Consider the following 26596-nt stretch of genomic DNA (forward strand, 5'->3'; position numbering starts at 1 on the left):
GACGCCGGGGACGCGGCGACATCGGGATTTCGGGCGTGGGTGCGGTTCTCCGGGGCCAATGACGCATGCGCGGGGTGCCGCAGGCCCGCGTGGCGCATGTGCGGGCGCCGGAGGCTCGCGTCAGCGGCGGCGCTTCTTCTTCGACGGGTTGCCGGTGCGCCGGGAGGAGAGGCGCTCGTAGGCCTCGCGGGCCTGCTCGTACTCCTCGCGGTGCAGCTTCTCGCCCGGGGCCTCGGTGAGGGAGCGGAAGAAGTAGGCGAGGAGGGAGCCGACGAAGCCGATGGCGAGCAGACCGCGCAGGGAGGCCTGGCGCTGCGGGTCATGGCGCTTGCCGAAGCCCTCCCAGGCGTTGCGGAAGGCGAGCGCGCTGCAGATCGCGAACATGGCGATGACCAGCACGGTCACGAAGGAGCCGGTGTCGGCGATCCGGATGCCCTCGTAGGCGAGGCGGAGGACCAGACAGGAGGCGACAGCCGCGGCGAGCGAGCCGACGGCCACGCCGGCCCGGCGGGCGGTGTAGCCGTGGTCGTGGTTCACCCAGGTGGTGCCGAAGAAGCGGAGGGGCTCGGGGCGGGGGCCCTCGCTCGGGGCCGTACCGCCCGCGGAGCCCGCCGGGGTGTCCGGGGTGCCGGTTTCGTCGCTCACGGAACGATTATGGCGCCGGACGGGGGCGGGCTCCCGGTGGGGTCAGGCGCAGCGCGAGGCGACGTAGCCGTCGCTGCCGGTCTGGATGTACGCGTCGGAGACGTACTCGCCGTTGTCGATGTTGTCCCAGATGTTGGAGGTGCCGTACGGGCCGCTCACCGTCGTACCCGGCGTCTGGCAGAAGATCGGGACGCGGGTCCCCTCGGGCAGGACGCGCACGATGGCGTAGCTGGTGCCGGGGCCGTTGCGGACGTTGAGCCGGACGCCCGGAGCGACCGCGTACGTGCGCACGGCCGACTCGGTGGCCGTCGCGGCCGCGGACTCGGTGCCGGTCCCGGCCTCTTCCACACGGTCAACAGACATATGAACCTCCCCCGTTGGACCCATGCGTGTCATGGGCACCGTTGATTCCCTGGGAACAAGCCGCGAAACACCCGTACGCGACTCGCACGCGGAGGCTAGCAAGCCGCCTCTGTGTCGCACGAGTCATCGACTAGGCTCCGTGCGTCGCGCGCGCGGAGGAACAGCACGGGGGTGGTCGTATGACGCCACGCAGGGACACGGGAGCGGGCGCGGAAGCGGAACTTCCCGAGTACGTCGGTCACTACCGCCTGCAGTCACGTCTGGGCTCGGGTGGCATGGGCGTCGTCCATCTGGCCCGGAGCACCTCGGGCATGAAGCTCGCGGTCAAGGTCGTACACGCCGAGTTCGCCAGGGATCCCGAGTTCAGGGGGCGTTTCCGGCAGGAGGTGGCGGCCGCGCGCAAGGTGAGCGGGGCCTTCACGGCGCCCGTCGTCGACGCGGATCCGGATGCCGAACGGCCCTGGATGGCCACGCTGTTCATTCCGGGCCCGACCCTCTCGGACGAGGTGAAGCGGAACGGGTCCATGGCGCCGGCTCAGCTGCGCCGGCTGATGGCGGGGCTCGCCGAGGCGCTGCGCGACATCCACCGGGTCGGGGTCGTGCACCGGGATCTCAAGCCGAGCAATGTGCTGCTCGCCGAGGACGGGCCGAAGGTCATCGACTTCGGCATCTCCCGGCCGAAGGACAGCGAACTGCGCACCGAGACCGGCAAGTTGATCGGCACCCCGCCGTTCATGGCGCCGGAGCAGTTCCGGCGGCCGCGCGAGGTGGGGCCCGCCGCGGACATCTTCGCGCTCGGTTCGGTGATGGTGCACGCGGCGACCGGGCGGGGGCCCTTCGACTCCGACAGCCCGTACGTCGTCGCGTACCAGGTCGTGCATGACGAGCCGGATCTGACCGGTGTGCCGGAGGATCTCGCCGCGCTGGTGGAGCGGTGCCTCGCCAAGGAGCCGGACGACCGGCCCACCCCCGATGAACTCATGCGGGAACTGCGCTCCGTGGCGGCCTCGTACGACACCCAGGCGTTCATACCGGCGCAGCGGTCGAGCGAGGAGCCGGGATCGGGGCCGGGGCCGGGATCGGGATCGGGATCGGGGTCAGGATCGGGGTCGGGTGATGAGCCGGCCTCGCGGTCCCGTGCCGGGCGGCCGGAGTCGCCGGTCGGGCGGCGCGTCGGCCGGAAGGCGGCGGTGAGCGCCGGGGCGCTCGGCCTCGTCGTGGCCGCCGCGCTGGCCGCCGTACAGCTGACGGGAAGCGACGGCCCGACGCCGGCCGGTACGACCCCGCACACCAAGGCCGCCGTGTTCACCTCCTGGCAGGCCAAGCCGGTACCCGAGGGGGCGGGGATGCCTCAATGTGCGTACGGGGCCGGCAGGTTGCTGTGTGCGCGGTCCGGTGCGGTCTTCGCGCTCTCCCCCGCCGACGGCAGGCTGCTGTGGCACCACCCCGTCGCCGCCGGGCCGGTCAGCGGACCGCCGGTTCTCACGGGCTCGCTGGTGCAGCTCGGCACGGACGGCGGCACGCGACTGCAGGCCTTCGACCTGCGCTCCGGCGCCGAGTCGGGGAAGCGGCCGCTGCCGCACGGTGCGACGGGCCGGTACGCCGGTCGCACCGCCCTGGTCACCGGAGCCGACGGGACGGTCGCCGGCGTGGACAGCACGTCGGGCCGCACGAAGTGGAGTTATCAACTCCGCGGCTCCGGCACGCCGTTCCTCGCCTCGTTCGACGGGGACCCGCTCGTCTACGCGACCAGCACGTCCCTGGACGGGACGCGCACCCACGTCATCGCGGTGGATCCCGACGGCGGTGCCGTGCGCTGGGACGCCTCGCTGAACGGGGTGCTGGAGCCGGTCGGCAGCCACGGCGGGTCCCTGGCCCTCCTGTCCGTCGACCGGACCACCGGGGAGACGGACTCCGTGGTCCGCTACACCCCGGCCGCGAAGACGGCCCGCCGGGTGGCGCTGCCGGTCCCGCGGCTGACGCCGCAGGCCACCGTGCACGGCGACACGGTCTACCTGCTGGCCACGGGCGGCTCGCTGGAGGCCTTCGACCTGAACGCCGGCAAGCGCGTGTGGCACATCGAGACGTCCGTCAGCCGCGGTTCGGCCCCGGTCGGCGACGGTGCGCATGTCTTCTTCACCGCGGCCGACGGGCGGCTGCTGGCGTTCGACGCGCGCGACGGCCGCCTCGTCGGGCAGACCCGGCCGCGGCTCGGCGCCGACGCGGACAGGGTCACCGCCGAGCTGCCGGCACCGCTGGTCGTCGACGGCCATGTGTACGCCGCCGCGCCGGACGGCACGGTCTTCGGCGTCGGGGCGCGCAATCCGGGCGACTGGTGACGCCGTGATGGCGTGACGCGGTGACGCGGTGACGCGCAAAGGTGACCGGCAAAGGGGCCGCTCCCACCAGAGACGGCCCCTTCAACGTGCGGGCTGGGTCAGCCCAGCTTGGTCACGTCACGGACCGCGCCCTTGTCGGCGCTGGTCGCCATCGCGGCGTAGGCCCGCAGCGCCGCCGACACCTTGCGGTCGCGGTTCTTGGGGGCGTAGACGCCGTTCAGGGCCTGCTCGCGGCGGGACAGTTCCGCCTCCTCGACCAGCAGCTCGATCGTGCGGTTCGGGATGTCGATGCGGATGCGGTCGCCGTCCTGGACCAGGGCGATGGTGCCGCCGGAGGCCGCCTCGGGGGAGGCGTGGCCGATGGACAGGCCCGAGGTGCCGCCGGAGAAGCGGCCGTCGGTGATCAGGGCGCAGGTCTTGCCGAGGCCGCGGCCCTTCAGGTACGAGGTCGGGTAGAGCATCTCCTGCATACCGGGGCCGCCCTTGGGGCCCTCGTAGCGGATGACGACGACGTCGCCGTCCTTGACCTCGTGGGTGAGGATGCGCTGGACGGCCTCCTCCTGGGACTCGCAGACCACGGCCGGGCCCTCGAAGGTCCAGATCGACTCGTCGACACCGGCCGTCTTCACGACGCAGCCGTCCACGGCCAGGTTGCCCTTGAGGACCGCGAGGCCGCCGTCCTTGGAGTACGCGTGCTCGACGGAGCGGATGCAGCCGCCCTCCGCGTCGTCGTCCAGGGCCTCCCAGCGCTCGGACTGGGAGAACGCCTCGGCCGAGCGGACACAGCCGGGGGCCGCGTGCCACAGCTCCACCGCCTCGGGTGAGGGCGAGCCGCCGCGGACGTCCCAGGTCTTCAGCCAGTCGGACAGCGACGGGCTGTGGACGGCGTGCACGTCCTCGTTGAGCAGGCCCGCGCGGTGGAGTTCGCCGAGCAGGGCCGGGATGCCGCCGGCGCGGTGCACGTCCTCCATGTAGTACGTGCGGTTCTTCGCGACGTTGGGGGCGACCTTCGCGAGGCACGGGACGCGGCGCGAGACGGCGTCGATCTGCTCCAGGCCGAAGGGGACGCCCGCCTCCTGGGCGGCGGCCAGCAGGTGCAGGATCGTGTTCGTGGAGCCGCCCATCGCGATGTCCAGGGCCATGGCGTTCTCGAAGGCCTGGAAGGTGGCGATGTTGAGCGGCAGGACCGACGCGTCGTCCTGCTCGTAGTAGCGGCGGGTGATGTCCATGACCGTGTGCGCCGCGTCGACGTAGAGCTGCTTGCGCGCGGTGTGGGTGGCGAGGACCGAGCCGTTGCCGGGCAGGGAGAGTCCGATGGCCTCGGTCAGGCAGTTCATCGAGTTGGCGGTGAACATGCCGGAACAGCTGCCGCAGGTCGGGCAGGCGTTCTCCTCGATACGGAGGATGTCCTCGTCGGAGATCTTGTCGTTGACGGCGTCGGAGATCGCGTCGACCAGGTCGAGGGTGCGGACCGTGCCGTCCACGAGCGTGGCGCGGCCGGCCTCCATCGGGCCGCCGGAGACGAAGACCGTCGGGATGTTCAGGCGCAGCGCCGCCAGCAGCATGCCCGGCGTGATCTTGTCGCAGTTGGAGATGCAGACCAGGGCGTCGGCGCAGTGGGCCTCCACCATGTACTCCACGCTGTCCGCGATCAGGTCGCGGGAGGGCAGGGAGTACAGCATGCCGCCGTGGCCCATGGCGATGCCGTCGTCCACGGCGATCGTGTTGAACTCGCGCGGGATGCCGCCCGCCTCCGTGATCGCCTCGCTGACGATCCGGCCGACCGGCTGCAGATGGGTGTGGCCCGGCACGAACTCGGTGAAGGAGTTGGCGACCGCGATGATCGGCTTCCGGCCGATGTCCGCACCGGGTACACCGGAGGCGCGCATCAGGGCGCGGGCGCCCGCCATGTTGCGGCCGTGGGTGACTGTGCGGGACCTCAGCTCGGGCATCGTCGCTCGCTCCTTCAATGACCTTCTGGCAATGAGTCCAGAGAGTTCTGGCTGTCTACGAGACTACGCCGCCGCTCCAAGGACTGGACACGGTTGTCCGGAATGCGGGACGCGTGTTTCACCTGTCCGTGAGGTGGTGCTGTACGACGGGGGCGACGCGCGCGATGATCTGCTCCAGGTCCGCCGACGCCAGCGGCTCCAGTTTGATCACGTAACGCATCATCGCCACACCCACCAGCTGCGCGGCGGCCAGCTCGGCGCGCAGCTCCGGGTCCGGCAGATCCACCTGGGCGGCGACACGGCGCAGCAGCTGGGAGGCGATCAGGCGGCGGAACACGGCCGCGGCGGTCTCGTTGTTGACGGCGGACCGGACGATCGCGAGGAGCGGCGTACGGGTCGTGGGGTTCTCCCAGACACCGAAGATGAAGCGGGTCAGCCGCTCCCCCACCCCGTCCAGCGGGCCGGCGGCCAGCGCCTCGGGGGCGTGCAGCGCGGGCGCGAAGGCCACCGCGACGGCCGCTTCGAAGACCTGCTCCTTGGTGCCGAAGTAGTGGTGGACCAGCGCGGAGTCCACGCCGGCCGCCTTGGCGATGCCGCGCACGGACGTCTTCTCGTACCCGCGCTCGGAGAACTCCTCGCGGGCGGCGGCGAGGATCCGGTCACGGGTGTCGCCGGACTCGGTGCGCGGGGGGCGGCCTCTTCTGCGGGCGCCCGGTTCACGGGTGTCGTTCATCGCCGGGGCACCCGTACCGCCGACGCCAGGTGCTTGCGGGTGAAGGCCAGGGCCTCGGCGAGGTCGGCCTCGCGCTCGGCGCTGGACATCGCCCGCCGGGTGTTGACCTCGATGACGACATGGCCGTCGAAGCCGGAGAGGGTCAGATGCTCCAGCAGCTCGGCGCAGGGCTGGGTGCCGCGGCCCGGCACCAGGTGCTCGTCCTTGGCCGAGCCCCGGCCGTCGGCGAGGTGCACATGGCCGAGGCGGTCGCCCATGCGGTCGATCATGTCCAGGGCGTCCGCGCGGGCGGTCGCCGTGTGGCTGAGGTCGATCGTGAAGTGCCGGTAGTCGTGCTGGGTGACGTCCCAGTCGGGGGCGTAGGCGAGCATCTCGCGGTCGCGGTAGCGCCACGGGTACATGTTCTCGACAGCGAACCGTACGTCCGTCTCGTCCGCCATCCGCCAGATCCCGTCGACGAAGTCGCGCGCGTACTGCCGCTGCCAGCGGAAGGGCGGGTGTACGACGACGGTGGAGGCACCCAGCTTCTCGGCGGCCGCGCGGGCGCGCTGCAGCTTGGCCCAGGGGTCCGTCGACCAGACCCGCTGGGTGATCAGCAGGCAGGGGGCGTGCACCGCCAGGACCGGAATGCGGTGGTAGTCCGACAGACGGCGCAGCGCCTCGATGTCCTGGCTGACCGGGTCGGTCCACACCATGACCTCGACGCCGTCGTACCCGAGGCGCGCGGCGATCTCGAAGGCCGTCGCCGTGGACTCCGGGTATACGGAGGCCGTCGACAGCGCGATACGCACGTCCGTTGGTTCAGCCACGTCCGTCACCTTACGGCGTGGGGTGGTACCGGTGTTGGGTGCCTATTCGCCGTTGTGAGGTTTGCCATTCTGGCGGGTGCGGCGGGCGTCGTGGTTGCCCGCGCCCACGCGGCGGAGCCACCTGTCGATCCACATATCGATACAGCCCGCGTCCCTTCCGGGGTGCTAAGCGGAACCCATGTGATCGAGGCGCCGGAGGATCACGCCTTCCCGCAGCGCCCACGGGCAGACCTCCAGGCTCTCCACGCCGAAGAGATCCATCGCGGCCTCGGCCACCAGGGCCCCGGCCAGCAGCTGGCCTGCCCTGCCCTCCGAGACGCCGGGGAGTTCGCTGCGCTGGTCCGCGGTCATGGAGGCGAGGCGCGGGACCCAGGCCTCGAGGGACTCGCGCTTGAGTTCGCGCTGGACGTAGAGGCCCTCGGCGCTGCGGGCCGCGCCGGCGATGCGGGCGAGCTGCTTGAAGGTCTTGGAGGTGGCGACGACGTGGTCGGGGACGCCGAGGCGGCTGAATTCGCCGACCGTGCGGGCGATCTCCGTCCGTACATGGCGGCGCAGGGAGCGGACGGCCTCGGGGGCGGGCGGGTCACCGGGCAGCCAGCTCGCGGTGAGCCGGCCGGCGCCGAGCGGGAGGGAGACGGCGGCGTCCGGCTCCTCGTCTATGCCGTAGGCGATCTCCAGGGAGCCGCCGCCGATGTCCAGGACCAGCAGTTTTCCGGCGGACCAGCCGAACCAGCGGCGGACCGCGAGAAAGGTCAGCCGGGCCTCCTCCGCGCCGGTGAGGACCTGGAGTCGTACGCCGGTCTCGTCGGCCACGCGCGCGAGGACGTCGTCGGCGTTGCCGGCCTCACGGACGGCGGAGGTCGCGAACGGCAGCAGATCCTCGACGCCCTTGTCCTCGGCGGCCTGGAGCGCGTCCCGTACGACACCGACCAGCTTCTCGACGCCGTCGTCGCCGATGGCACCGCTGCCGTCGAGCAGTTGGGCGAGCCGAAGGTCGGCCTTGTGCGAATGTGCGGGCAGCGGGCGCGCGCCGGGGTGAGCGTCCACCACCAGCAGATGCACCGTGTTCGAACCCACGTCCAGGACACCGAGTCTCATATACGGAACGCTACTGCCAGATCGTCCGCGCACGGTCCCCGGAGCGGGCCTCGGACACTTACCCTGGACGCGTGCCAAAGACGAAAAAGGCGAAGGATCACAAATCCTCCAAGGGATCGAAGGATTCTTCGCAGGCGAAGGCGTCCGTGTCCAAGAAGTCCAAGAAGGCCCCCAAGATGAGCGACGAGAAGGGGCTCGACTTCGCGCGCGCCTGGGTGGAGTTTCCTGATCCGGCGGACGACGAGCAGCTCTTCCGCTGTGATCTGACATGGCTGACCTCTCGCTGGAACTGCATCTTCGGCAGCGGTTGCCAGGGCATTCAGGCGGGCCGCGCGGACGACGGCTGCTGCTCGCTGGGCGCGCACTTCTCGGACGAGGACGACGAGAAGCGGGTCGCCGGGCACGTGGCGCGGCTCACGCCGGAGATCTGGCAGCACCACGACGAGGGCAGGCGCAACGGCTGGACCTCGGAGGACGAGGAGGGCTCCCGCCAGACCCGCCCCTTCCAGGGCTCCTGCATCTTCCAGAACCGGCCCGGTTTCGCGGGCGGCGCGGGCTGCTCGCTGCACATCCTCGCCCTGCGGGAGGGCCGGGAGCCGCTGGAGACCAAGCCGGACGTGTGCTGGCAGCTGCCGATCCGCCGGACGTACGACTGGATCGACCGCCCCGACGACACCCGCGTCCTCCAGATCTCCATCGGCGAGTACGACCGCCGGGGCTGGGGTCCGGGCGGGCACGACCTGCACTGGTGGTGTACGTCGGCGACCTCGGCGCACGGCGCGGGCGACCCGGTGTACGTGTCCTACCGGGCCGAGCTGACCGAGCTGATGGGCAAGGCGGGGTACGACCGCCTGACCGAGCTCTGCGAAGCACGACTGGCCTCGCAGTTGCCCCTCCTCGCCCCTCACCCGGCCGACCCGGCACCGTAACTCCACGGCCTCAACTCCACGGCCTCGCCCCTCGCCCGCCCAGCCGGTGCCCATCCAGCCGTCCCGGTCGGCTGCATGGGCGCTGAGGGGCGGCCGCTCGCGCCCCATGGCGCTGCCGAGCCCCTCCCCCGAGCCCCTCTCCCCCGAGATCCACCCCTAGCTGCCGGAAGGGCTCGGTGTGTCGGTGTCCGTCGGGGATGTGGACGGGGGCGGGGTCGGGGAGTCGGAGGATGAAGGCGGGGCGGTGGGGGTGGGGGTCGGGGTGGGCGGAGGTGGGGTCGGCGGTGGGGGTGTGGAGGGTGGTGTCGAAGTGGTGGGTGGGGCAGAGGACTGCGGTGGGGTCGAGGGCGCGGGTGTGGGGTGGTGGGTCGGGGGCGGGCCGTAGCCGTCGATGGAGATCGCCGTGGTGGACGGGGAGATCGTCAGTTGCGCGTGCCAGAGGCCGGTCGGCTCGCGGAGGTGGTCGACGTACACCTTGATCGTCAACGTTTCGCCGGGGGCGAGGGTTCCCGTGGACCGGCTGAAGTAGAGCCAGGACGCCGAGGCGGACGCGGACCAGCGGACCGGGGCGGAGCCGGCGGCGGTGAGGGTGAGCAGCGTGGTGTCACCGTCGTTCGCGGCGCTGACGTCGAGCTGCCCGGAGCCCTGCCCGCCCGTCCCGGTGGCGCTGACGACCTCCACGGAGACGTCCGCCTGGCCGTCCTTGTCGAGGTGCGCGCCGGGCTTCACGCGCGCGTTGCCGGCGTTCTCGTAACCGCCGGCCGAGTCCCTGCCGAGGGCGTCGGGGCCCTGCGCCTCGTGCGCGGTGGCCGACGGGCCCTCCCCCTCCGCCGTCGGACCGCCGCGGTAGGCGGCCCACAGGGCCAGCACGGGGGCGGCCACCACCGTGGCGACGACCGTCGTCGTCACCGCACGCGCGCGTAGCCGGTCCCGGCGGGCCGCGCGGTCCTTGGGGTCCATCGGGAAGCCGCGCCGGTCGAAGCGGGGTGCCGCGGCGCCACGCGCGCGTGGAGGGTGGGCGAGGGCGATGTGGAGGGCCGCGCGCGGGGCCTCCAGGACGGGCAGCTCGGCCGGGGTGACCGTGGCGCCGGGCCAGCGGCCGGGGGCGGCGCGCTCGGCGGTGCGCCGGCAGCGCGGGCAGTCGTCGACGTGCCGGACCAGCTCGCGGCGCAGGGTCGTGCTGAGGACCAGCCGGCTGTCCCCCGTGAGGTGGGCCACGCTGGGGCAGCCGCCGGTCTCGACGACGGCGAGGGCCGCCCGGGTGCGCTCGACCTCGCAGGCGGCCGTGGCGAGCAGGTCGCGCGCGGCGGCCGGTTCCATGCCGAGGACGGCGGCGACCTCGTGCGCGGCCAGGTGGTGGCGGACGGCGAGTTCCAGGGCCTCGCGCTGCTCGGGGGTCGTACCGGCCGCTTCCGGCCAGGCCAGCAGGGACAGTTCGCGGCGGCGCTGCTCCTCGGCCTCCGGGGCCACGGACTGTTCGGGGACCTGGCTCGCGGCCGCGGCACGGCCCGCCGCATGGGTGGCCTGACGTTTCTGCTTGGCCTCGGCCAGCTTGCGCAGGCACGCCCAGCGGGCCAGCGCGTACAGCCAGGCCCTGCGGTCGCCGGCGGCCTCGGGGACGCGGTGTCCGCGCCGCTCGGCCAGGGCGAGTACGTCGCCGAGGGCGGCGGTGGCCGCGTCGTGGTCGCACAGGACGGACAGGCAGTAGGTGAACAGCCCGTCCAGGTACGGGTCGTAGCGCGCCGGCGGCCGCTGGGCGAGGGTGCGCCCAGGGACGCGGTCGCGCCCCTCCCGCGCCTCTCGTGCGGCACGCGCTTCGCGGTGCGCCCAGTGCGTGCCGCTGGTGCGGGTGGTGGTTTCCGGGCTGCTGCTCATCACCTGTGCGACCGTAGGCGGCCTCGGAGTGCCCCTTCTCGAACCTTGAGCACTTTTAATCCGTACGGGTGAAACGATCCCTCATAAGGGGACAGGAACCCTTTGTTCCGTGGCGCGATCCCGACGGGTCGTGGCTGATACCGATTCACCCTCACGCGTCCCGTTCATCCCACCGACGGCCCGTTCATCGCACAGACCGCCTGCTCATCGCATGGATGGCCGGCTCATCGCACAGATCGCCCGCTCATCGCACGGACCGCCTGCTCATCCCATTGACTGCCCGTTCATCCCATTAACGGCCCGGGGGGACCCTTCGGCAGCCCAGGGGGATCCTCCGGCGGCCCGGGGACCGGTTGTCAGTGGTGCGGGCTACGGTTTCCGCATGGCTGCCCGTACCAAGACCACCAAGGACCGCCCGTCCTACCGCTGCACCGAGTGCGGCTGGCAGACGGCCAAGTGGCTCGGCCGCTGCCCCGAGTGCCAGGCCTGGGGCACGATCGAGGAGTACGGCGCGCCCGCGGTCCGTACGACGGCACCCGGCCGCGTCACCCGCTCCGCGCTGCCCATCGGCCAGGTCGACGGCCGGCAGGCCACCGCCCGCTCGACCGGCGTGCCCGAGCTGGACCGGGTGCTCGGCGGCGGCCTGGTGCCCGGCGCGGTCGTGCTGCTCGCCGGCGAGCCGGGCGTCGGCAAGTCGACGCTGCTGCTGGACGTGGCCGCCAAGTCCGCGAGCGCGGAGCACCGCACGCTCTATGTCACCGGCGAAGAGTCGGCGAGCCAGGTGCGGCTGCGCGCGGACCGCATCGGCGCCCTGCACGACGAGCTGTATCTGGCCGCCGAGACCGATCTGTCCGCCGTCCTCGGCCACTTGGACGAGGTGAAGCCGTCGCTGCTGATCCTGGACTCGGTGCAGACGGTCGCGTCCCCGGAGATCGACGGCGCGCCCGGCGGCATGGCCCAGGTGCGGGAGGTGGCGGGGGCCCTGATCCGCGCCTCCAAGGAGCGCGGCATGTCCACGCTGCTGGTGGGCCATGTCACGAAGGACGGCGCCATCGCCGGCCCGCGCCTGCTGGAGCACCTCGTGGACGTCGTCCTCCACTTCGAGGGCGACCGGCACGCGCGCCTCCGTCTCGTCCGCGGCGTGAAGAACCGCTACGGCGCCACGGACGAGGTCGGCTGCTTCGAGCTGCACGACGAGGGCATCACGGGCCTCGCCGACCCGAGCGGACTCTTCCTGACCCGTCGGGACGAACCGGTCCCCGGCACCTGTCTGACCGTCACCCTGGAGGGCCGCCGCCCGCTGGTGGCCGAGGTGCAGGCGCTGACCGTCGACTCCCAGATCCCCTCCCCGCGGCGTACGACCTCGGGCCTGGAGACCTCGCGCGTGTCGATGATGCTGGCCGTCCTGGAGCAGCGCGGCCGGATCAGCGCGCTCGGCAAGCGGGACATCTACTCCGCGACGGTGGGCGGGGTGAAGCTGTCGGAGCCGGCCGCCGACCTCGCGGTCGCGCTGGCGCTGGCCTCCGCCGCCAGTGACACCCCGCTGCCGAAGAATCTGGTGGCCATCGGCGAGGTGGGCCTCGCGGGCGAGGTCAGACGGGTCACGGGCGTGCAGCGCAGGCTCGCCGAGGCGCAGCGGCTGGGCTTCACGCACGCGCTCGTGCCGACCGACCCGGGCAAGGTGCCGCCCGGCATGAAGGTCCTGGAAGTGGCCGACATGGGGGACGCGCTGCGGGTGCTGCCACGCTCGCGTCGCCGAGAGGCCCCACGGGAGGCGGAGGAGCGCCGGTAGACTTTGCCCAGGTCTCGCCCGTCCGTACGAACCGAGTGCGGGTACGGGAGCGCGTCAGAACCTGCGACCGGAGGAGTGCAGTGGCAGCCAACGACCGGGCAGCAGCTCCCGGAAAGTCCGGTGGGAGTGCCGGTTCCGATGGCCTGATGCGCGCCTCGCTGAGCGCCGTGGCTCCCGGTACGGCGCTGCGCGACGGCCTGGAGCGCGTCCTGCGCGGCAACACCGGCGGGCTGATCGTCCTCGGCTCGGACAAGACGGTCGAGGCGATGTGCACGGGCGGTTTCGTGCTGGACGTCGAGTTCACCGCGACCCGGCTGCGGGAGCTGTGCAAGCTCGACGGCGGCATCGTGCTCTCCGCCGACCTGTCGAAGATCCTGCGGGCCGGTGTGCAGCTGGTGCCGGACCCGACGATCCCCACGGAGGAGACGGGCACCCGGCACCGTACGGCGGACCGGGTCAGCAAGCAGGTCGGCTTCCCCGTGGTCTCCGTGTCCCAGTCGATGCGGCTGATCGCCCTCTACGTCGACGGTCAGCGCCGCGTCCTGGAGGACTCGGCGGCGATCCTGTCCCGGGCGAACCAGGCACTGGCCACGCTGGAGCGGTACAAGCTGCGCCTGGACGAGGTGGCCGGCACCCTCTCGGCGCTGGAGATCGAGGACCTGGTGACGGTGCGGGACGTGTCCGCCGTCGCCCAGCGACTGGAGATGGTCCGCCGCATCGCCACCGAAATCGCCGAATATGTGGTTGAACTGGGCACGGACGGGCGTCTTCTCGCGCTTCAGCTGGAGGAGTTGATCGCCGGGGTCGAGCCCGACCGTGAGCTGGTCGTCCGGGACTACGTCCCCGAGCCGACGGCGAAGCGGTCCCGCACGGTCGAGGAGGCGCTGTCCGAGCTGGACGCGCTGAGCCACGCGGAGCTGCTGGAGCTCGGCACGGTGGCGCGCGCGATGGGCTACACCGGGTCTCCCGAGACGCTGGACTCCGCGGTGTCCCCGCGGGGCTTCCGGCTGCTGGCGAAGGTTCCGCGCCTTCCGGGTGCGATCATCGACCGGCTGGTGGAGCATTTCGGGGGACTGCAGAAGCTTCTCGCCGCCAGCGTGGACGACCTGCAGACCGTGGACGGCGTGGGAGAGGCTCGGGCGCGGAGCGTGCGGGAAGGCCTGTCGCGCTTGGCGGAGTCCTCCATCCTGGAGCGTTACGTCTGAGTTCGGGAGGGCGCCCGACTCGGGGACGCCTTTGTCCGTTGATCCACGAGGCATTGCACGAGGTGATCACGCGGGGATAGCGTGACCCCGACCATGATGTTCGATTTAATTTCGAACTATGCAGGGGGAGCTCCATGAAGAAGCGCCTCATCGGTGTCTGCGCCGCCTCGGCGGTCCTCGCCCCGGTGCTGACCCTCGTGGGCACCGGCCCGGCGTTCGCCGCCGACAGCGGCGTCAGCTGGAGGAACGAGAGCAACGGCAAGTATCTCGCGTACTTCAACTACAGGGTCCGTACGACGTCCGCCATCGGCCCGACCAGCAAGTGGTTCGAGAACAAGCAGTCCGACGGCACCTACACCATGAGGCACGACATCGACCGGAAGTGCCTCGACAGCAACAGCCGGGGTGACGTGTACATCGGCGCGTGCAACGGCGGCGACTACCAGAAGTGGTACGAGATCCAGGACTCCTCGGGCTGGCGCCTGAAGGACAAGGCCACCGGGCGCGTCCTGGAGGTGGGGATCGACGGGCAGGTCCACACCGAGGCGGACGCGGGCGCCCCGCGCCAGCGCTGGAGCTGATCCACAGCTCGTACGTGCGGCACCCCGGCCGCGCCGGTGCCCCAGGGAACCGGCGTCAGTCGGCCGACAGCACGAACGACGTCCGCACGTTCCCGAACCCCGGCGCCTTCGCCTCCAGCAGATACGTACCCGCCGCCGCCGAACGCGCGGAGGGCGTGGGCGTCGCACACTGCGGAGCACTCGGCCTGCGGTCCCACTTCACGGTGTACGTGATGCTCTGGCCTGCCGGCACCCGGAACACCAGGCTCCCCTGGCTCTGAGGGCAGTCGGCCGAGGACCAGAACGCCTTGCCGCCGTCGGCCGACGTGATGGTCAACACCGTGCTCCTGGGCCCGAGATCGACCTTGCAGTCGGCGGACGAGCCGTTCTTCGCGGTGAGTTCGAAGGCCGGCGTCTGGTCCGGCGAGTAGGAGTTGTGCAGGCTGCTCAGGCTCAACGTCACTGCGGAGGAGGTGCAGTTGGGGAGTGCGGAGGACGCCGGGAGCGTGTCGCCCGTACCGACGTTGCCGCCGCCGGAGCCCGGACCGGAGCCACCCGAGCCATCACCGGACCCGGAGGAGCCTGCGCCCGAGCCGCCGGAACCGCTCCCGCTGGAGTCCCCGCCGCTCGACTCGTCGCGTCCGCCCGGGTGTTGACTGATCGCGGGCCCGGACGCGGACGGGCCCGGCGTGATGGTATGCGCGGGATTCTTGCCGTTGGACGCGCCGGTGTTCTTCTTGCCGCCCCCGCCGCCGGAGGTCGCGATCCACGTGACCACCAGCGTCAACAGGGCGACCACGGACAGCAGTACGACCCTCCTGCGCCAGTAGATGGAGGAGGGAAGCGGCCCGACCGGATTGCGCAGAGATCCCACGGCCCAAACTGTACGAGAGATCCCCGTGCTTGCTTGCGTCACCCGCCGCCCGGGCGGCAACTTTTCCGGATCATCATCCCGGTAACTGCCGTCAGCGACGCGGCCCTTCGTAGATCGCGACGCTGGGTGACCGCGCCGTCACCGTCATGGACGCCGAGCCGTGGGAGGATCGGAAGGCCATGACTGAGAAGCTGCACACCCCCGTGATCGCCTGGTTCCACGCCCACGCCCGCGACCTCCCCTGGCGCCGCCCGGAGGCGGGCCCGTGGGGTGTGATGGTCAGCGAGTTCATGCTGCAGCAGACCCCGGTCAGCCGGGTGCTGCCCGTCTATGAGGAGTGGCTGGCCCGCTGGCCACGCCCGGCCGACCTCGCCAAGGAGGCGCCGGGCGAGGCGGTGCGCGCCTGGGGCCGGCTCGGCTACCCGCGCCGCGCGCTCAGGCTGCACGGAGCCGCCGTAGCCATAACGGAGCGGCACGGCGGGGACGTACCGACGGATCACGGGCAGCTGCTGGCGCTGCCCGGCATCGGCGAGTACACGGCCGCCGCGGTGGCGTCGTTCGCGTACGGGCAGCGGCATGCGGTGCTGGACACGAACGTGCGCCGGGTCTTCGCGCGGGCGGTGACGGGGGTGCAGTACCCGCCGAACGCGACGACGGCCGCCGAGCGGCGCCTCGCCCGCGAGCTGCTGCCCGAGGACGAGCCGACGGCCGCGCGCTGGGCCGCCGCCTCCATGGAGCTGGGCGCGCTGGTGTGCACGGCGAAGAACGAGGGGTGCGGGCAGTGCCCGATCGCCGCGCAGTGCGCCTGGCGGCTGGCCGGCAAGCCGGCGCACGCGGGGCCGCCTCGCCGGGGTCAGACGTACGCGGGTACGGACCGGCAGGTGCGCGGCAAGCTGCTGTCGGTGTTGCGGGAGGCGCACGCGCCGGTGCCGCAGGCGGTGCTGGACCGGGTGTGGCACGAGCCGGTGCAGCGCGCCCGCGCGCTCGACGGGCTTGTCACGGACGGCTTGGTGGAGCCGCTGCCGGGCGGTCTGTATCGACTGCCGCTGAGCTGACGGACAGCCAAGTCACAGCCTGGGGGGCTCTGTTACGGAGCCCTTAGCCTGACAAAGGCCTACAGAAAGGGATATATCGACCCTCCTTCCTACCCCGCTTCCACGGTCGTTACACAACCGACGGATAGCCGATTGCTAGCCGAAGGCTGGTTCGGACAACGCCGTGACAACAGCTCCGTAGCTTCTTGTTCGTGCCCGGGAGACCACCGGACACGGGGACGCAGGACTTCAGGCACGGGGCCGGAGCGGCGGGGAACGGAGGCGGTTGATCATGGCGCAGGGCGAGGTGCTCGAATTCGAGGAGTACGTCCGCACACGGCAGGACGCGCTGCTGCGCAGCGCCCGCCGACTGGTGCCGGACCCGGTCGACGCACAGGACCTGCTGCAGACGGCACTGGTGCGCACGTACGGCCGCTGGGAGGGCATCGCCGACAAGCGGCTGGCCGACGCCTATTTGCGCCGTGTCATGATCAACACCCGTACGGAGTGGTGGCGGGCGCGCAAGCTGGAGGAGGTCCCGACCGAGCAGCTGCCGGACGCGTCCGTGGACGACTCCACCGAGCAGCACGCCGACCGGGCTCTGCTGATGGACGTCATGAAGGTGCTCGCACCGAAGCAGCGCAGCGTCGTGGTGCTGCGACACTGGGAGCAGATGTCCACAGAGGAGACGGCCGCGGCACTCGGTATGTCGGCCGGTACGGTCAAGAGCACGCTGCACCGAGCGCTCGCCCGGCTCCGTGAGGAGCTGGAGGCCCGCGATCTGGACGCACGCGCGCTGGAGCGTGAGGAGCGGGAGCGTTGCGCGGCCTGACCGGGGCCGGGCCCGATCGGGCCCGAGGCAGTTCACAGGCGGTGATCGCGGCGGGGGCCGTGCTCGCCGCCGTCGCCCTTTTCATCGCCGCGTGCGGCACGGGGGGCACCGGCGCCCGGGACGAGGGTCCGGCTCATGCGTCGGCGGTCGCGGGAGCCGTCGCCTCCCCGACGCCGAGCCCGTCGACCGGCTACCGACGGGTGGACGCGGTCTCGCTGATCAAGAAGGACCCGGAGGTCTCCGCGGCGGTCAAGCGCGAGCTGAAGCCGTGCGGCGCCGACGGCTACCCGGTCGACGTCTCCTACGGCTATCTGACCGGCGGACCGGTCAACGACATCCTCGTCAACATCTCCAGCTGCGGTGACCTGGTGGGTATCGGCACGTATGTGTACCGGGACGTCGAGGGCACGTACAAGAATGTCTTCAAGGCGGAGGAGTCGCCGGTCTACGCGGAGATCGACGGCAGCGACCTGACCGTGACCAAACAGGTGTACGAGAGGGACGACCCGGTGTCGAACCCGTCCCGGGAGACCGTCATCACGTACAGGTGGAAGGCGGGCCGATTCACCCAGGTCAGCAGCCACGAGACCGACTACAGCAAGAATGGCGGCGACACGGCGACCGCGCAGGACAACTGAACCCCCACACACCACGAGGACTGAGAGCACAGGGATGGCAGAACAGACCCACGTCCTGTTCGTCGAGGACGACGACGTCATTCGTGAGGCCACCCAGCTCGCCCTGGAGCGGGACGGCTTCGCGGTCACCGCCATGCCCGACGGTCTGTCGGGCCTGGAGGCGTTCCGGGCCAACCGCCCCGACATCGCTCTGCTGGACGTCATGGTCCCCGGCCTGGACGGCGTCAGCCTGTGCCGGCGCATCCGGGACGAGTCGACCGTGCCGGTGATCATGCTGTCGGCGCGCGCCGACAGCATCGACGTCGTCCTCGGCCTGGAGGCAGGCGCCGACGACTATGTGACCAAGCCCTTCGACGGAGCCGTGCTGGTCGCGCGGATCCGGGCCGTGCTGCGCCGCTTCGGGCACGCGGGCGGCAGCGACCGGACCGAGACCGCCGAGGAGCCGGTGACCGGTGCCGTGCTCACCTTCGGGGACCTGGAGATCGACACCGAGGGCATGGAGGTGCGCCGGGCCGGAGCGCCGGTCGCGCTCACCCCGACCGAGATGCGGCTACTGCTCGAATTCTCCTCGGCGCCGGGTACCGTGCTCTCGCGCGACAAGCTGCTGGAGCGCGTCTGGGACTACGGCTGGGGCGGAGACACCCGAGTCGTCGACGTGCATGTGCAGCGGCTGCGGCAGAAGATCGGCCAGGACCGTATCGAGACGGTCCGTGGCTTCGGCTACAAGTTGAAGGCCTGAGCGAGGCGCGGTATGCGGGGGATCCTTCGGTATCCGGTCCGGCGCATGGAGCGCGCGGGCCTGCACACCGGCCTCAGATGGAAGCTCAGCGCGGCGATCGCGCTGGTGGCCGGGCTGGTGACGATCACGCTGAGCCTGGTCGTGCACAACGCGGCCCGGGTCTCGATGCTCGACAACGCACGTGACCTCGCCAATCAGCGCGTCCAGATCGCGCAGCGCAACTACGACCTGAACCGGCGGCCCAACTTCCCCAACGTCAAGCTCGACGACCCCGAGCTGCCGGATGCCGTGCGCGACAAGGTCGAGCAGGGACGCAAGGCGAGTGACGTCATCGACACCGGCGGAGTGCCGGACATCTGGGCGGCCGTGCCGACCAAGGACGGGCGCGTGCTGTCCGTGCACGGCCATATGCCGGAGCGTTCCACCGATGTGCTCAAGGACCTCGACCAGGCACTCGTCATTGGGTCCGTCGCCGTCGTGTTCGGCGGCAGCGCGCTCGGCGTGCTGATCGGCGGGCAGCTGTCCCGGCGGCTGCGCAAGGCGGCGGCCGCCGCGAACCAGGTCGCCAAGGGCGAGACCGACGTCCGGGTGCGGGAGGCCATCGGCGGTGTCGTACGGGACGAGACCGACGATCTCGCGCGCGCGGTGGACGCCATGGCGGACGCGCTGCGGCAGCGCCTGGAGGCCGAGCGGCGGGTCACCGCCGACATCGCGCACGAGCTGCGCACTCCGGTGACGGGCCTGCTGACGGCCGCCGAACTGCTGCCCCCGGGCCGCCCGACCGAGCTCGTCCTGGACCGGGCGAAGGCGATGCGCACGCTCGTCGAGGACGTGCTGGAGGTGGCCCGCCTGGACAGCTCCACGGAGCGGGCCGAGCTGCAGGACATCATGCTGGGCGAGTTCGTCACGCGGCGGGTGGCGGCCAAGGACCCGGAGATCACCGTACGGGTGGTGCACGAGTCGGAGGTCACGACCGACCCGCGCCGGCTGGAGCGGGTGCTGTTCAACCTGCTCGCCAACGCCGCCCGGCACGGCCGGCCGCCGATCGAGGTGACCGTCGAGGGCCGGGTGATCCGGGTCCGCGACCACGGTCCCGGCTTCCCGGAGGAGCTGCTCGCCGAGGGGCCGAGCCGCTTCCGCACCGGCAGCATGGACCGCGCCGGTACGGGCCATGGGCTGGGCCTGACCATCGCGGCGGGCCAGGCCCGGGTGCTCGGCGCCCGGCTGACGTTCCGCAACGTACGCCCCGCCGGAGCCCCTGCCGAGATCCCCGCGGAGGGCGCGGTGGCCGTGCTCTGGCTCCCGGAACACGCCCCGACCAACACGGGCAGCTACCCGATGCTGCCGTTGTCGGGGGGCGCTTCCTGATCCGCTACCGGAGGAGCGAGTCCGTGAGCCGGTCGGCGGCGGCCTCGTCGAGCGGAGCGTGGCCGAGCAGGAAGCGGTACCAGAAGAACCCGTAGAACTGGTCGACGAGCAGATCCAGATCCCGGTCGGCGGCCAGTTCCCCCCGCTCCCGGCCCCGTTCGAGCACTTCTCGTACGGCGGCCCTCCGGGACTGCGTGAACACCCGCATCAGCTCGGCCAGATGCGCGTCCCGGGCCGCTTCCCGGACGAGGGTGCGCAGGGCGGGCGCGGACGGCCGCCGCTGGGAGGCCTCGAAGGTGGCGACCGCCCATTCCCGCAGATCCTCGCGGAGGTTTCCGGTGTCCGGCGAGGGCACGTCCTGGGCAGCCCGGTCGGTGAGCGCGTCCAGCAGCACCGCGCCCTTCGAGGGCCACCAGCGGTAGAGGGTCTGTTTTCCGACCCCGGCCGCCCGCGCGATGGTCTCCACGCTCACCGGGGCGCCGTCGGCGTCGGCGAGCAGTTCCAGCGCGGCGTCGAGGATCGCCCGGCGCGCCGCCTCGTTACGGCGGCGGCCGGTGTGCGGGCGAGGTTCGTTGCTGTCGTGCACGAGCCCATCCTCTCCGAGTCCCGGCGGCTTGCGGTGCCCGAAACACCTTGACGAGACTATCGGTCTCGGTAAACTTTAACGAGACCGGCGTTCTCGACAAAACGCACAGCCGGAACCCGGCGATTCCTCGGGCAAGAGCCGGAAAGACGGCAAAGAGCAGGAGAGAGCCACTCATGAGTACTGCGAACAGCCCTGTGCACGCCCTCGCCGGACAGCGCGTCGTCGTGATGGGCGGCAGCTCCGGCATCGGCGAGGCGGCGGCCGCGTTCTTCGCGGCGGACGGAGCGGAGGTGGTCATCACCGGCCGCGACCAGGACCGCCTCGACGCCGCGGCCGACCGGATCGGCGGCAAGGTCTCGACATACCGGCTGGACGGGGCGGACCGCGCCGCGGCGGACGCCTTCTTCGCGGGCTCCGGGCCTGTCGACCACCTGGTCGTCGCGCTCAGCGGCGCCAAGGGCGGCGGCCCCTTCGCCGAACTGGACCTGACCGAGCTGGCGGCGGGCTTCGACGGCAAGTTCTGGCCGCACGTCCAGGTACTCCAGGCGGCTCTGCCCGCCCTGCGCCGCGACGGCTCGGTGACGCTGGTGACCGCCGCCTCCGCCCGCGCCGCCCTGCCGGGCACCGCCGGCCTCGCCGCGATCAACGGCGCCCTGGAGGCGATGGTCCCGCCCCTGGCCGTGGAACTGGCCCCGCTCCGCGTCAACGCGGTCTCGCCCGGCGTCGTCGACACGCCCTGGTGGCAGGGCGTACCGGCCGAACAGCGCCGGACGCTCTTCGACGGCTTCGCTGCGATCACCCCCGTCGGCCGCGTCGGCCGCCCGGAGGACATCGCCCGCGCGATCCACATGCTGGCGGCCAACGGCTTCGTGACCGGCGTGGTACTGGAGGCGACGGGGGGCGCGACGCTGGCCACAGGGCGCTGAAGGCACGCGGCACTGCAACTCCCCAGGGGCGCGGGGCTGTACCGATATGCGGCTCCGCCGCGCTGGGGGAGCGACCAACCCGCCTCGGCCCGCGGCCGCGGGACCACAACGCGCCCCGAGTTATGGGGCGTTCGGCCGACGGCGCCCGAGGCGGACGTGCTCAGCAGGCCCAGTCCCGCTCCAAGTCCAGGCCGCCCTGCCGTCGCTGCGTGAAGGAGAACCAGTTCCCGGAGTCGTCCCGGAACAGCGCCTCCGTGCCGTAGGGCCGCTCCTGCGGTTCCTGGAGGAACTCCACTCCGCGCTCCTTCAGCTTCTTGTAGTCCCCGTGGATGTCGTCCGTCGCGAGCACACCGGCGCCGAGCGCCCCCTTGGCGACGAGCTTCCGCATCATCTCGGCGGACTCGGGGTCCATGGCCGGCGGCCCCGGCACCATGAGCGTCAGCTCCACGTCGGGCTGGCCGGGGGCGCCGACGGTGAGCCAGCGCATACCGCCCTCCCCCATCGTCATGTCCGTACGGACCTCCAGGCCCAGCTTCTCGGTGTAGAACTCCTTGGCCCGGTCCTGGTCCAGGACCCAGACGGTCGTGATGGCAAGCCCCTTGATCATGGCTCTGCTCTCCTGTCGGCGTTGCTGACGGCGCTGGCGGTGCTGTCCGCCGGGGCGGACCCTCCTTCGCCACCGTAGGCAGGGCCGGCCCCGGAGCGCTTCTCCGATCTTGCGGTACTGAAGCCGCCGGCCCAGAGCATGGCGTAGCAGCCGGGTATCAGGGAGGCGCCGCGGCCCACGTGCCGGGCGCGGTACTCGCTCGGGGTGAGTCCGGTGCGGGCCTTGAAGCGGGCGGAGAACGTGCCGAGGCTGCTGAAGCCGACGAGCGTGCAGATCTCGGTCACGGTGAGGTTGGCGCAGCGCAGCATCTCCTCGGCCCGCTCGATCCGCCGGTGGGTCAGATACTGGCCGGGCGTCTCGCCGTAGACGTCCTTGAAGGCGCGCAGGAAGTGATACCGCGAGTACCCGGCACAGGCGGCCACCGCGTCCAGATCGAGACCGGGGTCCGCCCAGTCCCGGTCCATGGCGTCCTTGGCCAGCCGCAGCCGCCGCACCTTGTCCATGCAGCCGATGGTGACACGGAGCACTGACAACGGCTCCGACCAGCGAAAACGAAGACCCCGGGGGCGGACACCGACCCGGGGTCTTCCGTTCGGGCAGGCCCGCGCCCGGCGGCTCGGACGGCCTCGACCACAGCTACCGGCGCGGCATCCTAGCCGTCCGCCGCGGGCTTCTGCGGCCCGCTCCGCAGCGGAACCTCCTTCACGAACACCGCCGCGGCCAGCACGATCACCGCGACCACCGCGCCCAGCAGGAACGCCGAGTGGATACCGGCGGACACCGCGTACTGGTACGCGTCCCGGAGCGGGGCCGGCAGCATCTTGAGGTGCTTCGCGTCCAGCTGGGCGGACTTCTCGGTGACGCCCTTGCCCAGCGCGCCGGCCCGCTCGGCCATGACGTGCTTGACCCGGTCGTTGAACAGCGCGCCCATGATGGCGACACCGAAGGAGGAGCCGAGCGTACGGAACAGGGTCGATGACGAGGAGGCCACGCCCATGTCCTTCATCTCCACGCTGTTCTGCGCCACCAGCATGGTGATCTGCATCAGGCAGCCCATGCCCAGGCCCAGCACGGCCATGTAGATGCCCGAGGTCAAGCGGGTGGTGTCCGTGTCCATCAGCGACAGCAGATACAGCCCGGCGATCATCAGCGCGCCGCCGGCGATCGGGAAGATCTTGTAACGGCCGCTGTTGGTGGTGACCCGGCCCGCGACCATCGAGGTCACGAGCATCGCGCCGAGCATCGGCAGGAGCAGCAGACCGGAGTTGGTGGCGGAGGCGCCCTGCACCGACTGCTGGTACAGCGGCAGATAGAGCGTGGCGCCGAACATCACGAAGCCGGTGATGAAGCCGATGACCGACATCAGGGTGAAGTTGCGGCTCTTGAACATGTGCAGCGGCAGCACCGGCTCGACGGCCCTGGTCTGCCAGAACACGAACCCGATCAGCGCGGCGACGCCGATGCCGATCAGCTCCATGATCCGCGCGGAGGTCCAGGCGTACTGGGTGCCGCCCCAGGTGGTGACCAGCACGATCGAGGTGATGCCGACGGTCAGCAGCGCGACGCCCAGGTAGTCGATGCGTGCCCGCGCCCGCTTCTTGGGCAGGTGCAGCACGGCGCTGACCAGCGCCAGGGCCACGACGCCCAGCGGCAGGTTGATGTAGAAGGACCAGCGCCAGCCCCAGTTGTCGGTGATGGTGCCGCCGACCAGCGGGCCGCCGATCATCGCCAGGGCCATGACGCCGGCCATCATGCCGGTGTACTTGCCGCGCTCCCGCGGCGGGATCAGATCGCCGATGATCGCCATGACGCCGACCATCAGACCGCCGGCGCCGAGGCCCTGCACGGCCCGGAAGCCGATGAGTTCGCCCATGTTCTGGGCCATACCGCTGAGGGCCGAGCCGATCAGGAAGATCACGATGGAGGTGAGGAAGGCGCCCTTGCGCCCGTACATGTCACCGAGCTTGCCCCAGATCGGGGTGGAGGCCGCGGTGGCCAGGGTGTAGCCGGTGACCACCCAGGACAGGTGCTCCAGGCCGCCCAGCTCGCCCACGATCGTCGGCATCGCCGTACCCACGATCATGTTGTCGAGCATGGCGAGCATCATCGCGATCATGAGCGCGAGCACGACCACCCGCACGCTCCTCGGCTGTTCGCCCTCCTGTTGGGCCCCCTGCTGGGCCCTTTGCTGGGCCTCTTGTTGGGCGCCCTGTTCGGCCCCTTGCTGGGCCTCCTGTTCGCGCTCCGTGACCCTGTCGACCGTGTCCGCCATCTCTTCCCACTCCCCCTGCGACTTCCACTTACTTGTCGCCCGGCTAGTTCAGTACACTCGGGAAGGTAGACCTGCTACTAGCCGGGCGTCAAGTAAGTTTCCGCGGAAGCGCAAGGAGTACGAGGATGGGCGTCACCATGGACGGCACCAAGCAGCAGCGCCGCGGCAACACCCGCCAGCGCATTCAGGACGTGGCGCTCGAACTCTTCGCGGAGCAGGGCTACGACAAGACCTCTCTGCGCGAGATCGCCGAGCGTCTCGACGTCACGAAGGCGGCCCTGTACTACCACTTCAAGACGAAGGAAGAGATCGTCGTCAGCCTCTTCGAGGACGTGACGAAGCCGATCGAAGAGCTGATCGAGTGGGGCCGCAGCCAGCCGCACGCCCTGCAGACCAAGCAGGAGATGGTACGGCGCTACAGCCGCATCCTCGCCGACGCCGAGCCGTTCTTCCGCTTCATGCACGACAACCAGGGCACGGTCCGGGACCTGCGCATCGGCGACACCTTCAAGGACCGGATGCGCGGCATGCGGGACATCTTCATCGACCCGGAGGCGCCGCTGATCGACCAGGTCCGCTGCGTCAGCGCGATGTTCACCCTGCACGCGGGCATGTTCGTGATGCAGGACCTGGAGAGCGACTTCGAGGAGCGTCGCGAGGCCGTCCTCGAAGTCGCCCTGGACCTGGTCACCCAGGCACACGAACACGCCGGCGAGAACTAGCGTGATGCGCCAGGACCGGGAGCCGGCTCAGCCCGGGAGGCGGCTCAGAAGGTCACGCCCTTGGCGCGCAGGAACGCGACCGGGTCGACGGCGGAGCCGTAGTGCGGGGTCGTACGGATCTCGAAGTGCAGGTGGGGGCCGCTGGAGTTGCCGGTGGAGCCGGCCAGGCCGATGCGCTGGCCGGTCTTGACGATCTGGCCGGCCTTGACGTCGATCCGGGACAGGTGCGCGTACTGCGAGTAGGTGCCGTTGCCGTGCTTGACGACGACGGCGTTGCCGTGCGCGGGACCGTCGCCGGCGCCGTTCGGGCCGGCCTTGACGACGGTGCCGCCGTGCGTGGCGACCACTTCGGTGCCGGTCGGCACGGCGAAGTCCTGGCCGCTGTGCTTGGCCTGCCACATGGCTCCGGCCTGCATGAAGCTCGCCGAGAGCGTGTACTTCTTCACCGGGTCGACCCAGGAGGCGGCGGAAGGCGCCGCGGCGCTCGCGGCCCCGGTCCCCAGTACGGCCGAGGCGCCGATTCCGGCGGCCAGGACGGCCACGCGGGTGCGGAGCGAGGGCGTACGGGAAGAACGGGACGTGGCGCGCTGGAACATCAAGACCTCGTGGATTCGGGGACAGAACCGCCACCCGGCGAACGGACGTTCCGCCGAGTGGCCATCCCTTGGTAGCCCAGCACTCCGCCCGCCCCAAAACGGCCCTTCTACGGCGTCCGGTAGTAGATGACCGCGAAACCATTGACTCCTTGACAGCACCCCGGCCGGCCGGGCACCCCCGCTGCCGACGGCCTTCTTTCGCGGGTGGTCCCAGTCCGAAAGTTCTCTTTTGCCGCCTCTTTGCCTGCGTACCGAATACCACTATCCAGGTTAGTAAGGAATATATCGCCTGTGCGGCTTATCACCGGCCGCCCAAACCCGCATCGCGGAAATGTGATGCACACCTCCGGCGACCTACCGTCCAGTAACCCTACGGTTCCCCTCGCGCCACCCTCGCCTCGGATCATGCCCCTGACATTGCAGCCGCGTGTACGGACGTGAGAGGAACCCCACCGATGACCAGAGGCCCCTGGGCTCGCCGCATATCCGCCACCGCCGTCTCCGTGGCCGCCCTCGCGGCGCTGGCCGCCCCGGCCCAGGCCGCGACCGCGAGCGGCACCGCCGCCGCGACCGCCACCGCCTCTTCCGCGAAGGTGGACTACGCGACCTGGCAGAAGGACTGCCAGACGGTGATGGACCAGGCCCTGCCGTATCTGAAGCAGCGCATCGCCGCCGCCGGGCCCGGCGAGAAGCAGGCGATCGTCTTCGACATCGACAACACCACGCTGGAGACCGACTTCGGCTTCAGCTACCCGCAGCCGGCCAACAAGCCCGTCCTGAACGTCGCGAAGTACGCCCAGGAGCACGGCGTCTCGCTCTTCTTCGTCACGGCCCGCCCCGGCATCATCTACCTGCCCACCGAGTACAACCTCGAACACGACGGCTACGACGTCTCCGGCCTCTACGTCCGCAACCTGTTCGACCTCTTCAAGGACGTCGCCGCCTACAAGACCGCCCAGCGCGTCGACATCGAGAACAGGGGCTACACGATCATCGCGAACATCGGCAACAGCGCCACCGACCTCTCCGGCGGCCACGCCGAGAAGACCTTCAAACTGCCGGACTACAACGGGCAGTTGTCCTGACGCCGGTTCGGACCCGC

The 26596-nt window shown here is 71.1% G+C and carries 26 protein-coding genes; 13 read left to right on the top strand and 13 right to left on the bottom strand.

Annotation, left to right across the window (positions count from 1 at the left end):
• Nucleotides 1-120: 120 nt before the first annotated feature.
• Together AB5L52_RS19415 and AB5L52_RS19420 are read right to left on the bottom strand one after the other, a co-directional pair.
• Nucleotides 121-645: an EamA/RhaT family transporter gene (locus AB5L52_RS19415; RefSeq protein ID WP_369365251.1), complete on the bottom strand. Its 525-nt coding sequence runs from the start codon at nt 643-645 to the stop codon at nt 121-123.
• Between the two features lie 42 nt (nt 646-687).
• The gene (locus AB5L52_RS19420; protein ID WP_351031593.1) at nt 688-1008 is read right to left on the bottom strand and encodes an SH3 domain-containing protein; all 321 of its coding nucleotides are present in this window, start codon (nt 1006-1008) and stop codon (nt 688-690) included.
• Nucleotides 1009-1187: 179 nt separating this feature from the next.
• Between AB5L52_RS19420 and AB5L52_RS19425 the strand changes: the two genes are divergently transcribed.
• The gene (locus AB5L52_RS19425; protein ID WP_369365254.1) at nt 1188-3347 is read left to right on the top strand and encodes a PQQ-binding-like beta-propeller repeat protein; all 2160 of its coding nucleotides are present in this window, start codon (nt 1188-1190) and stop codon (nt 3345-3347) included.
• A 98-nt stretch (nt 3348-3445) separates the two neighbouring features.
• Here the strand turns inward: AB5L52_RS19425 and ilvD are convergent, their stop codons facing one another.
• The 4 genes from ilvD to AB5L52_RS19445 all read right to left on the bottom strand — a co-directional run bounded on the left by ilvD (nt 3446) and on the right by AB5L52_RS19445 (nt 7939).
• The gene (gene ilvD, locus AB5L52_RS19430) at nt 3446-5299 is read right to left on the bottom strand and encodes a dihydroxy-acid dehydratase (RefSeq protein ID WP_351031599.1); all 1854 of its coding nucleotides are present in this window, start codon (nt 5297-5299) and stop codon (nt 3446-3448) included.
• Between the two features lie 118 nt (nt 5300-5417).
• A complete protein-coding gene (locus AB5L52_RS19435) occupies nt 5418-6032 on the bottom strand; it encodes a TetR family transcriptional regulator (protein ID WP_369365256.1) in 615 nt (204 codons plus the stop codon).
• The gene (locus AB5L52_RS19440) at nt 6029-6850 is read right to left on the bottom strand and encodes a sugar phosphate isomerase/epimerase (protein ID WP_351031602.1); all 822 of its coding nucleotides are present in this window, start codon (nt 6848-6850) and stop codon (nt 6029-6031) included. The genes AB5L52_RS19435 and AB5L52_RS19440 overlap by 4 nt, the downstream gene beginning before the upstream one ends.
• Nucleotides 6851-7006: 156 nt before the next feature.
• The gene (locus tag AB5L52_RS19445) at nt 7007-7939 is read right to left on the bottom strand and encodes a Ppx/GppA phosphatase family protein (protein ID WP_351031605.1); all 933 of its coding nucleotides are present in this window, start codon (nt 7937-7939) and stop codon (nt 7007-7009) included.
• A gap of 71 nt (nt 7940-8010) precedes the next feature.
• Between AB5L52_RS19445 and AB5L52_RS19450 the strand changes: the two genes are divergently transcribed.
• Nucleotides 8011-8868, top strand: coding sequence for a hypothetical protein (locus tag AB5L52_RS19450; protein ID WP_369365259.1), 858 nt, complete (start codon nt 8011-8013; stop codon nt 8866-8868).
• A 156-nt stretch (nt 8869-9024) separates the two neighbouring features.
• On the opposite strand, the gene AB5L52_RS19455 is transcribed toward AB5L52_RS19450, so the two are convergent.
• Nucleotides 9025-10746 (bottom strand): hypothetical protein, encoded by a 1722-nt coding sequence (locus AB5L52_RS19455; protein ID WP_351031610.1) that lies wholly within the window; start codon nt 10744-10746, stop codon nt 9025-9027.
• Nucleotides 10747-11125: 379 nt separating this feature from the next.
• On the opposite strand from AB5L52_RS19455, the gene radA reads away from it, so the two are divergent.
• The 3 genes from radA to AB5L52_RS19470 all read left to right on the top strand — a co-directional run bounded on the left by radA (nt 11126) and on the right by AB5L52_RS19470 (nt 14321).
• On the top strand, nt 11126-12535 hold the full coding sequence (radA, locus tag AB5L52_RS19460; RefSeq protein ID WP_351031613.1) for a DNA repair protein RadA: 1410 nt from the start codon (nt 11126-11128) through the stop codon (nt 12533-12535).
• A gap of 80 nt (nt 12536-12615) precedes the next feature.
• Nucleotides 12616-13740 (top strand): DNA integrity scanning diadenylate cyclase DisA, encoded by a 1125-nt coding sequence (gene disA / locus AB5L52_RS19465; RefSeq protein ID WP_351031615.1) that lies wholly within the window; start codon nt 12616-12618, stop codon nt 13738-13740.
• Nucleotides 13741-13874: 134 nt separating this feature from the next.
• Nucleotides 13875-14321, top strand: a complete 447-nt coding sequence (locus AB5L52_RS19470) for an RICIN domain-containing protein (RefSeq protein WP_351031617.1) — start codon at nt 13875-13877, stop codon at nt 14319-14321.
• 55 nt (nt 14322-14376) lie between these two features.
• Here the strand turns inward: AB5L52_RS19470 and AB5L52_RS19475 are convergent, their stop codons facing one another.
• A complete protein-coding gene (locus AB5L52_RS19475) occupies nt 14377-15174 on the bottom strand; it encodes a hypothetical protein (RefSeq protein ID WP_351766824.1) in 798 nt (265 codons plus the stop codon).
• 179 nt (nt 15175-15353) lie between these two features.
• On the opposite strand from AB5L52_RS19475, the gene AB5L52_RS19480 reads away from it, so the two are divergent.
• The 5 genes from AB5L52_RS19480 to cseC all read left to right on the top strand — a co-directional run bounded on the left by AB5L52_RS19480 (nt 15354) and on the right by cseC (nt 19785).
• Nucleotides 15354-16229 carry an A/G-specific adenine glycosylase gene (locus AB5L52_RS19480; protein WP_369365266.1) on the top strand — a complete coding sequence of 292 codons (876 nt, stop codon included), beginning with the start codon at nt 15354-15356 and terminating at the stop codon, nt 16227-16229.
• A 271-nt stretch (nt 16230-16500) separates the two neighbouring features.
• Nucleotides 16501-17040, top strand: coding sequence for a SigE family RNA polymerase sigma factor (locus AB5L52_RS19485; RefSeq protein ID WP_030751823.1), 540 nt, complete (start codon nt 16501-16503; stop codon nt 17038-17040).
• Nucleotides 17028-17678, top strand: coding sequence for a hypothetical protein (locus AB5L52_RS19490; RefSeq protein WP_351031623.1), 651 nt, complete (start codon nt 17028-17030; stop codon nt 17676-17678). The genes AB5L52_RS19485 and AB5L52_RS19490 overlap by 13 nt, the downstream gene beginning before the upstream one ends.
• Before the next feature lie 34 nt (nt 17679-17712).
• On the top strand, nt 17713-18417 hold the full coding sequence (gene cseB / locus AB5L52_RS19495; protein ID WP_351031626.1) for a two-component system response regulator CseB: 705 nt from the start codon (nt 17713-17715) through the stop codon (nt 18415-18417).
• Nucleotides 18418-18429: 12 nt separating this feature from the next.
• Nucleotides 18430-19785, top strand: coding sequence for a two-component system sensor histidine kinase CseC (cseC, locus tag AB5L52_RS19500; RefSeq protein ID WP_351031629.1), 1356 nt, complete (start codon nt 18430-18432; stop codon nt 19783-19785).
• A gap of 4 nt (nt 19786-19789) precedes the next feature.
• Here cseC and AB5L52_RS19505 read toward each other — a convergent pair whose 3' ends face one another.
• Nucleotides 19790-20371 (bottom strand): TetR/AcrR family transcriptional regulator, encoded by a 582-nt coding sequence (locus tag AB5L52_RS19505; protein ID WP_369365270.1) that lies wholly within the window; start codon nt 20369-20371, stop codon nt 19790-19792.
• Nucleotides 20372-20544: 173 nt separating this feature from the next.
• Here AB5L52_RS19505 and AB5L52_RS19510 point away from each other — a divergent pair, with 173 nt between their 5' ends.
• Complete coding sequence (locus AB5L52_RS19510) at nt 20545-21297, top strand: SDR family oxidoreductase (protein WP_351031633.1); 753 nt, start codon at nt 20545-20547, stop codon at nt 21295-21297.
• Between the two features lie 160 nt (nt 21298-21457).
• On the opposite strand, the gene AB5L52_RS19515 is transcribed toward AB5L52_RS19510, so the two are convergent.
• The 3 genes from AB5L52_RS19515 to AB5L52_RS19525 all read right to left on the bottom strand — a co-directional run bounded on the left by AB5L52_RS19515 (nt 21458) and on the right by AB5L52_RS19525 (nt 24176).
• Nucleotides 21458-21904: a VOC family protein gene (locus AB5L52_RS19515; protein WP_351031634.1), complete on the bottom strand. Its 447-nt coding sequence runs from the start codon at nt 21902-21904 to the stop codon at nt 21458-21460.
• The gene (locus AB5L52_RS19520) at nt 21901-22407 is read right to left on the bottom strand and encodes a helix-turn-helix transcriptional regulator (RefSeq protein WP_351577492.1); all 507 of its coding nucleotides are present in this window, start codon (nt 22405-22407) and stop codon (nt 21901-21903) included. The genes AB5L52_RS19515 and AB5L52_RS19520 overlap by 4 nt, the downstream gene beginning before the upstream one ends.
• A gap of 149 nt (nt 22408-22556) precedes the next feature.
• Nucleotides 22557-24176: an MDR family MFS transporter gene (locus AB5L52_RS19525; protein WP_351031639.1), complete on the bottom strand. Its 1620-nt coding sequence runs from the start codon at nt 24174-24176 to the stop codon at nt 22557-22559.
• A gap of 125 nt (nt 24177-24301) precedes the next feature.
• On the opposite strand from AB5L52_RS19525, the gene AB5L52_RS19530 reads away from it, so the two are divergent.
• A complete protein-coding gene (locus tag AB5L52_RS19530; protein WP_351031641.1) occupies nt 24302-24898 on the top strand; it encodes a TetR/AcrR family transcriptional regulator in 597 nt (198 codons plus the stop codon).
• 44 nt (nt 24899-24942) lie between these two features.
• Here the strand turns inward: AB5L52_RS19530 and AB5L52_RS19535 are convergent, their stop codons facing one another.
• Nucleotides 24943-25494, bottom strand: coding sequence for a M23 family metallopeptidase (locus AB5L52_RS19535; RefSeq protein WP_369365274.1), 552 nt, complete (start codon nt 25492-25494; stop codon nt 24943-24945).
• 455 nt (nt 25495-25949) lie between these two features.
• On the opposite strand from AB5L52_RS19535, the gene AB5L52_RS19540 reads away from it, so the two are divergent.
• A complete protein-coding gene (locus tag AB5L52_RS19540) occupies nt 25950-26579 on the top strand; it encodes an HAD family acid phosphatase (RefSeq protein ID WP_369365276.1) in 630 nt (209 codons plus the stop codon).
• Nucleotides 26580-26596 lie beyond the last annotated feature (17 nt).

It is taken from the genome of Streptomyces sp. CG4 (assembly GCF_041080655.1).
Lineage (GTDB): Bacteria > Actinomycetota > Actinomycetes > Streptomycetales > Streptomycetaceae > Streptomyces.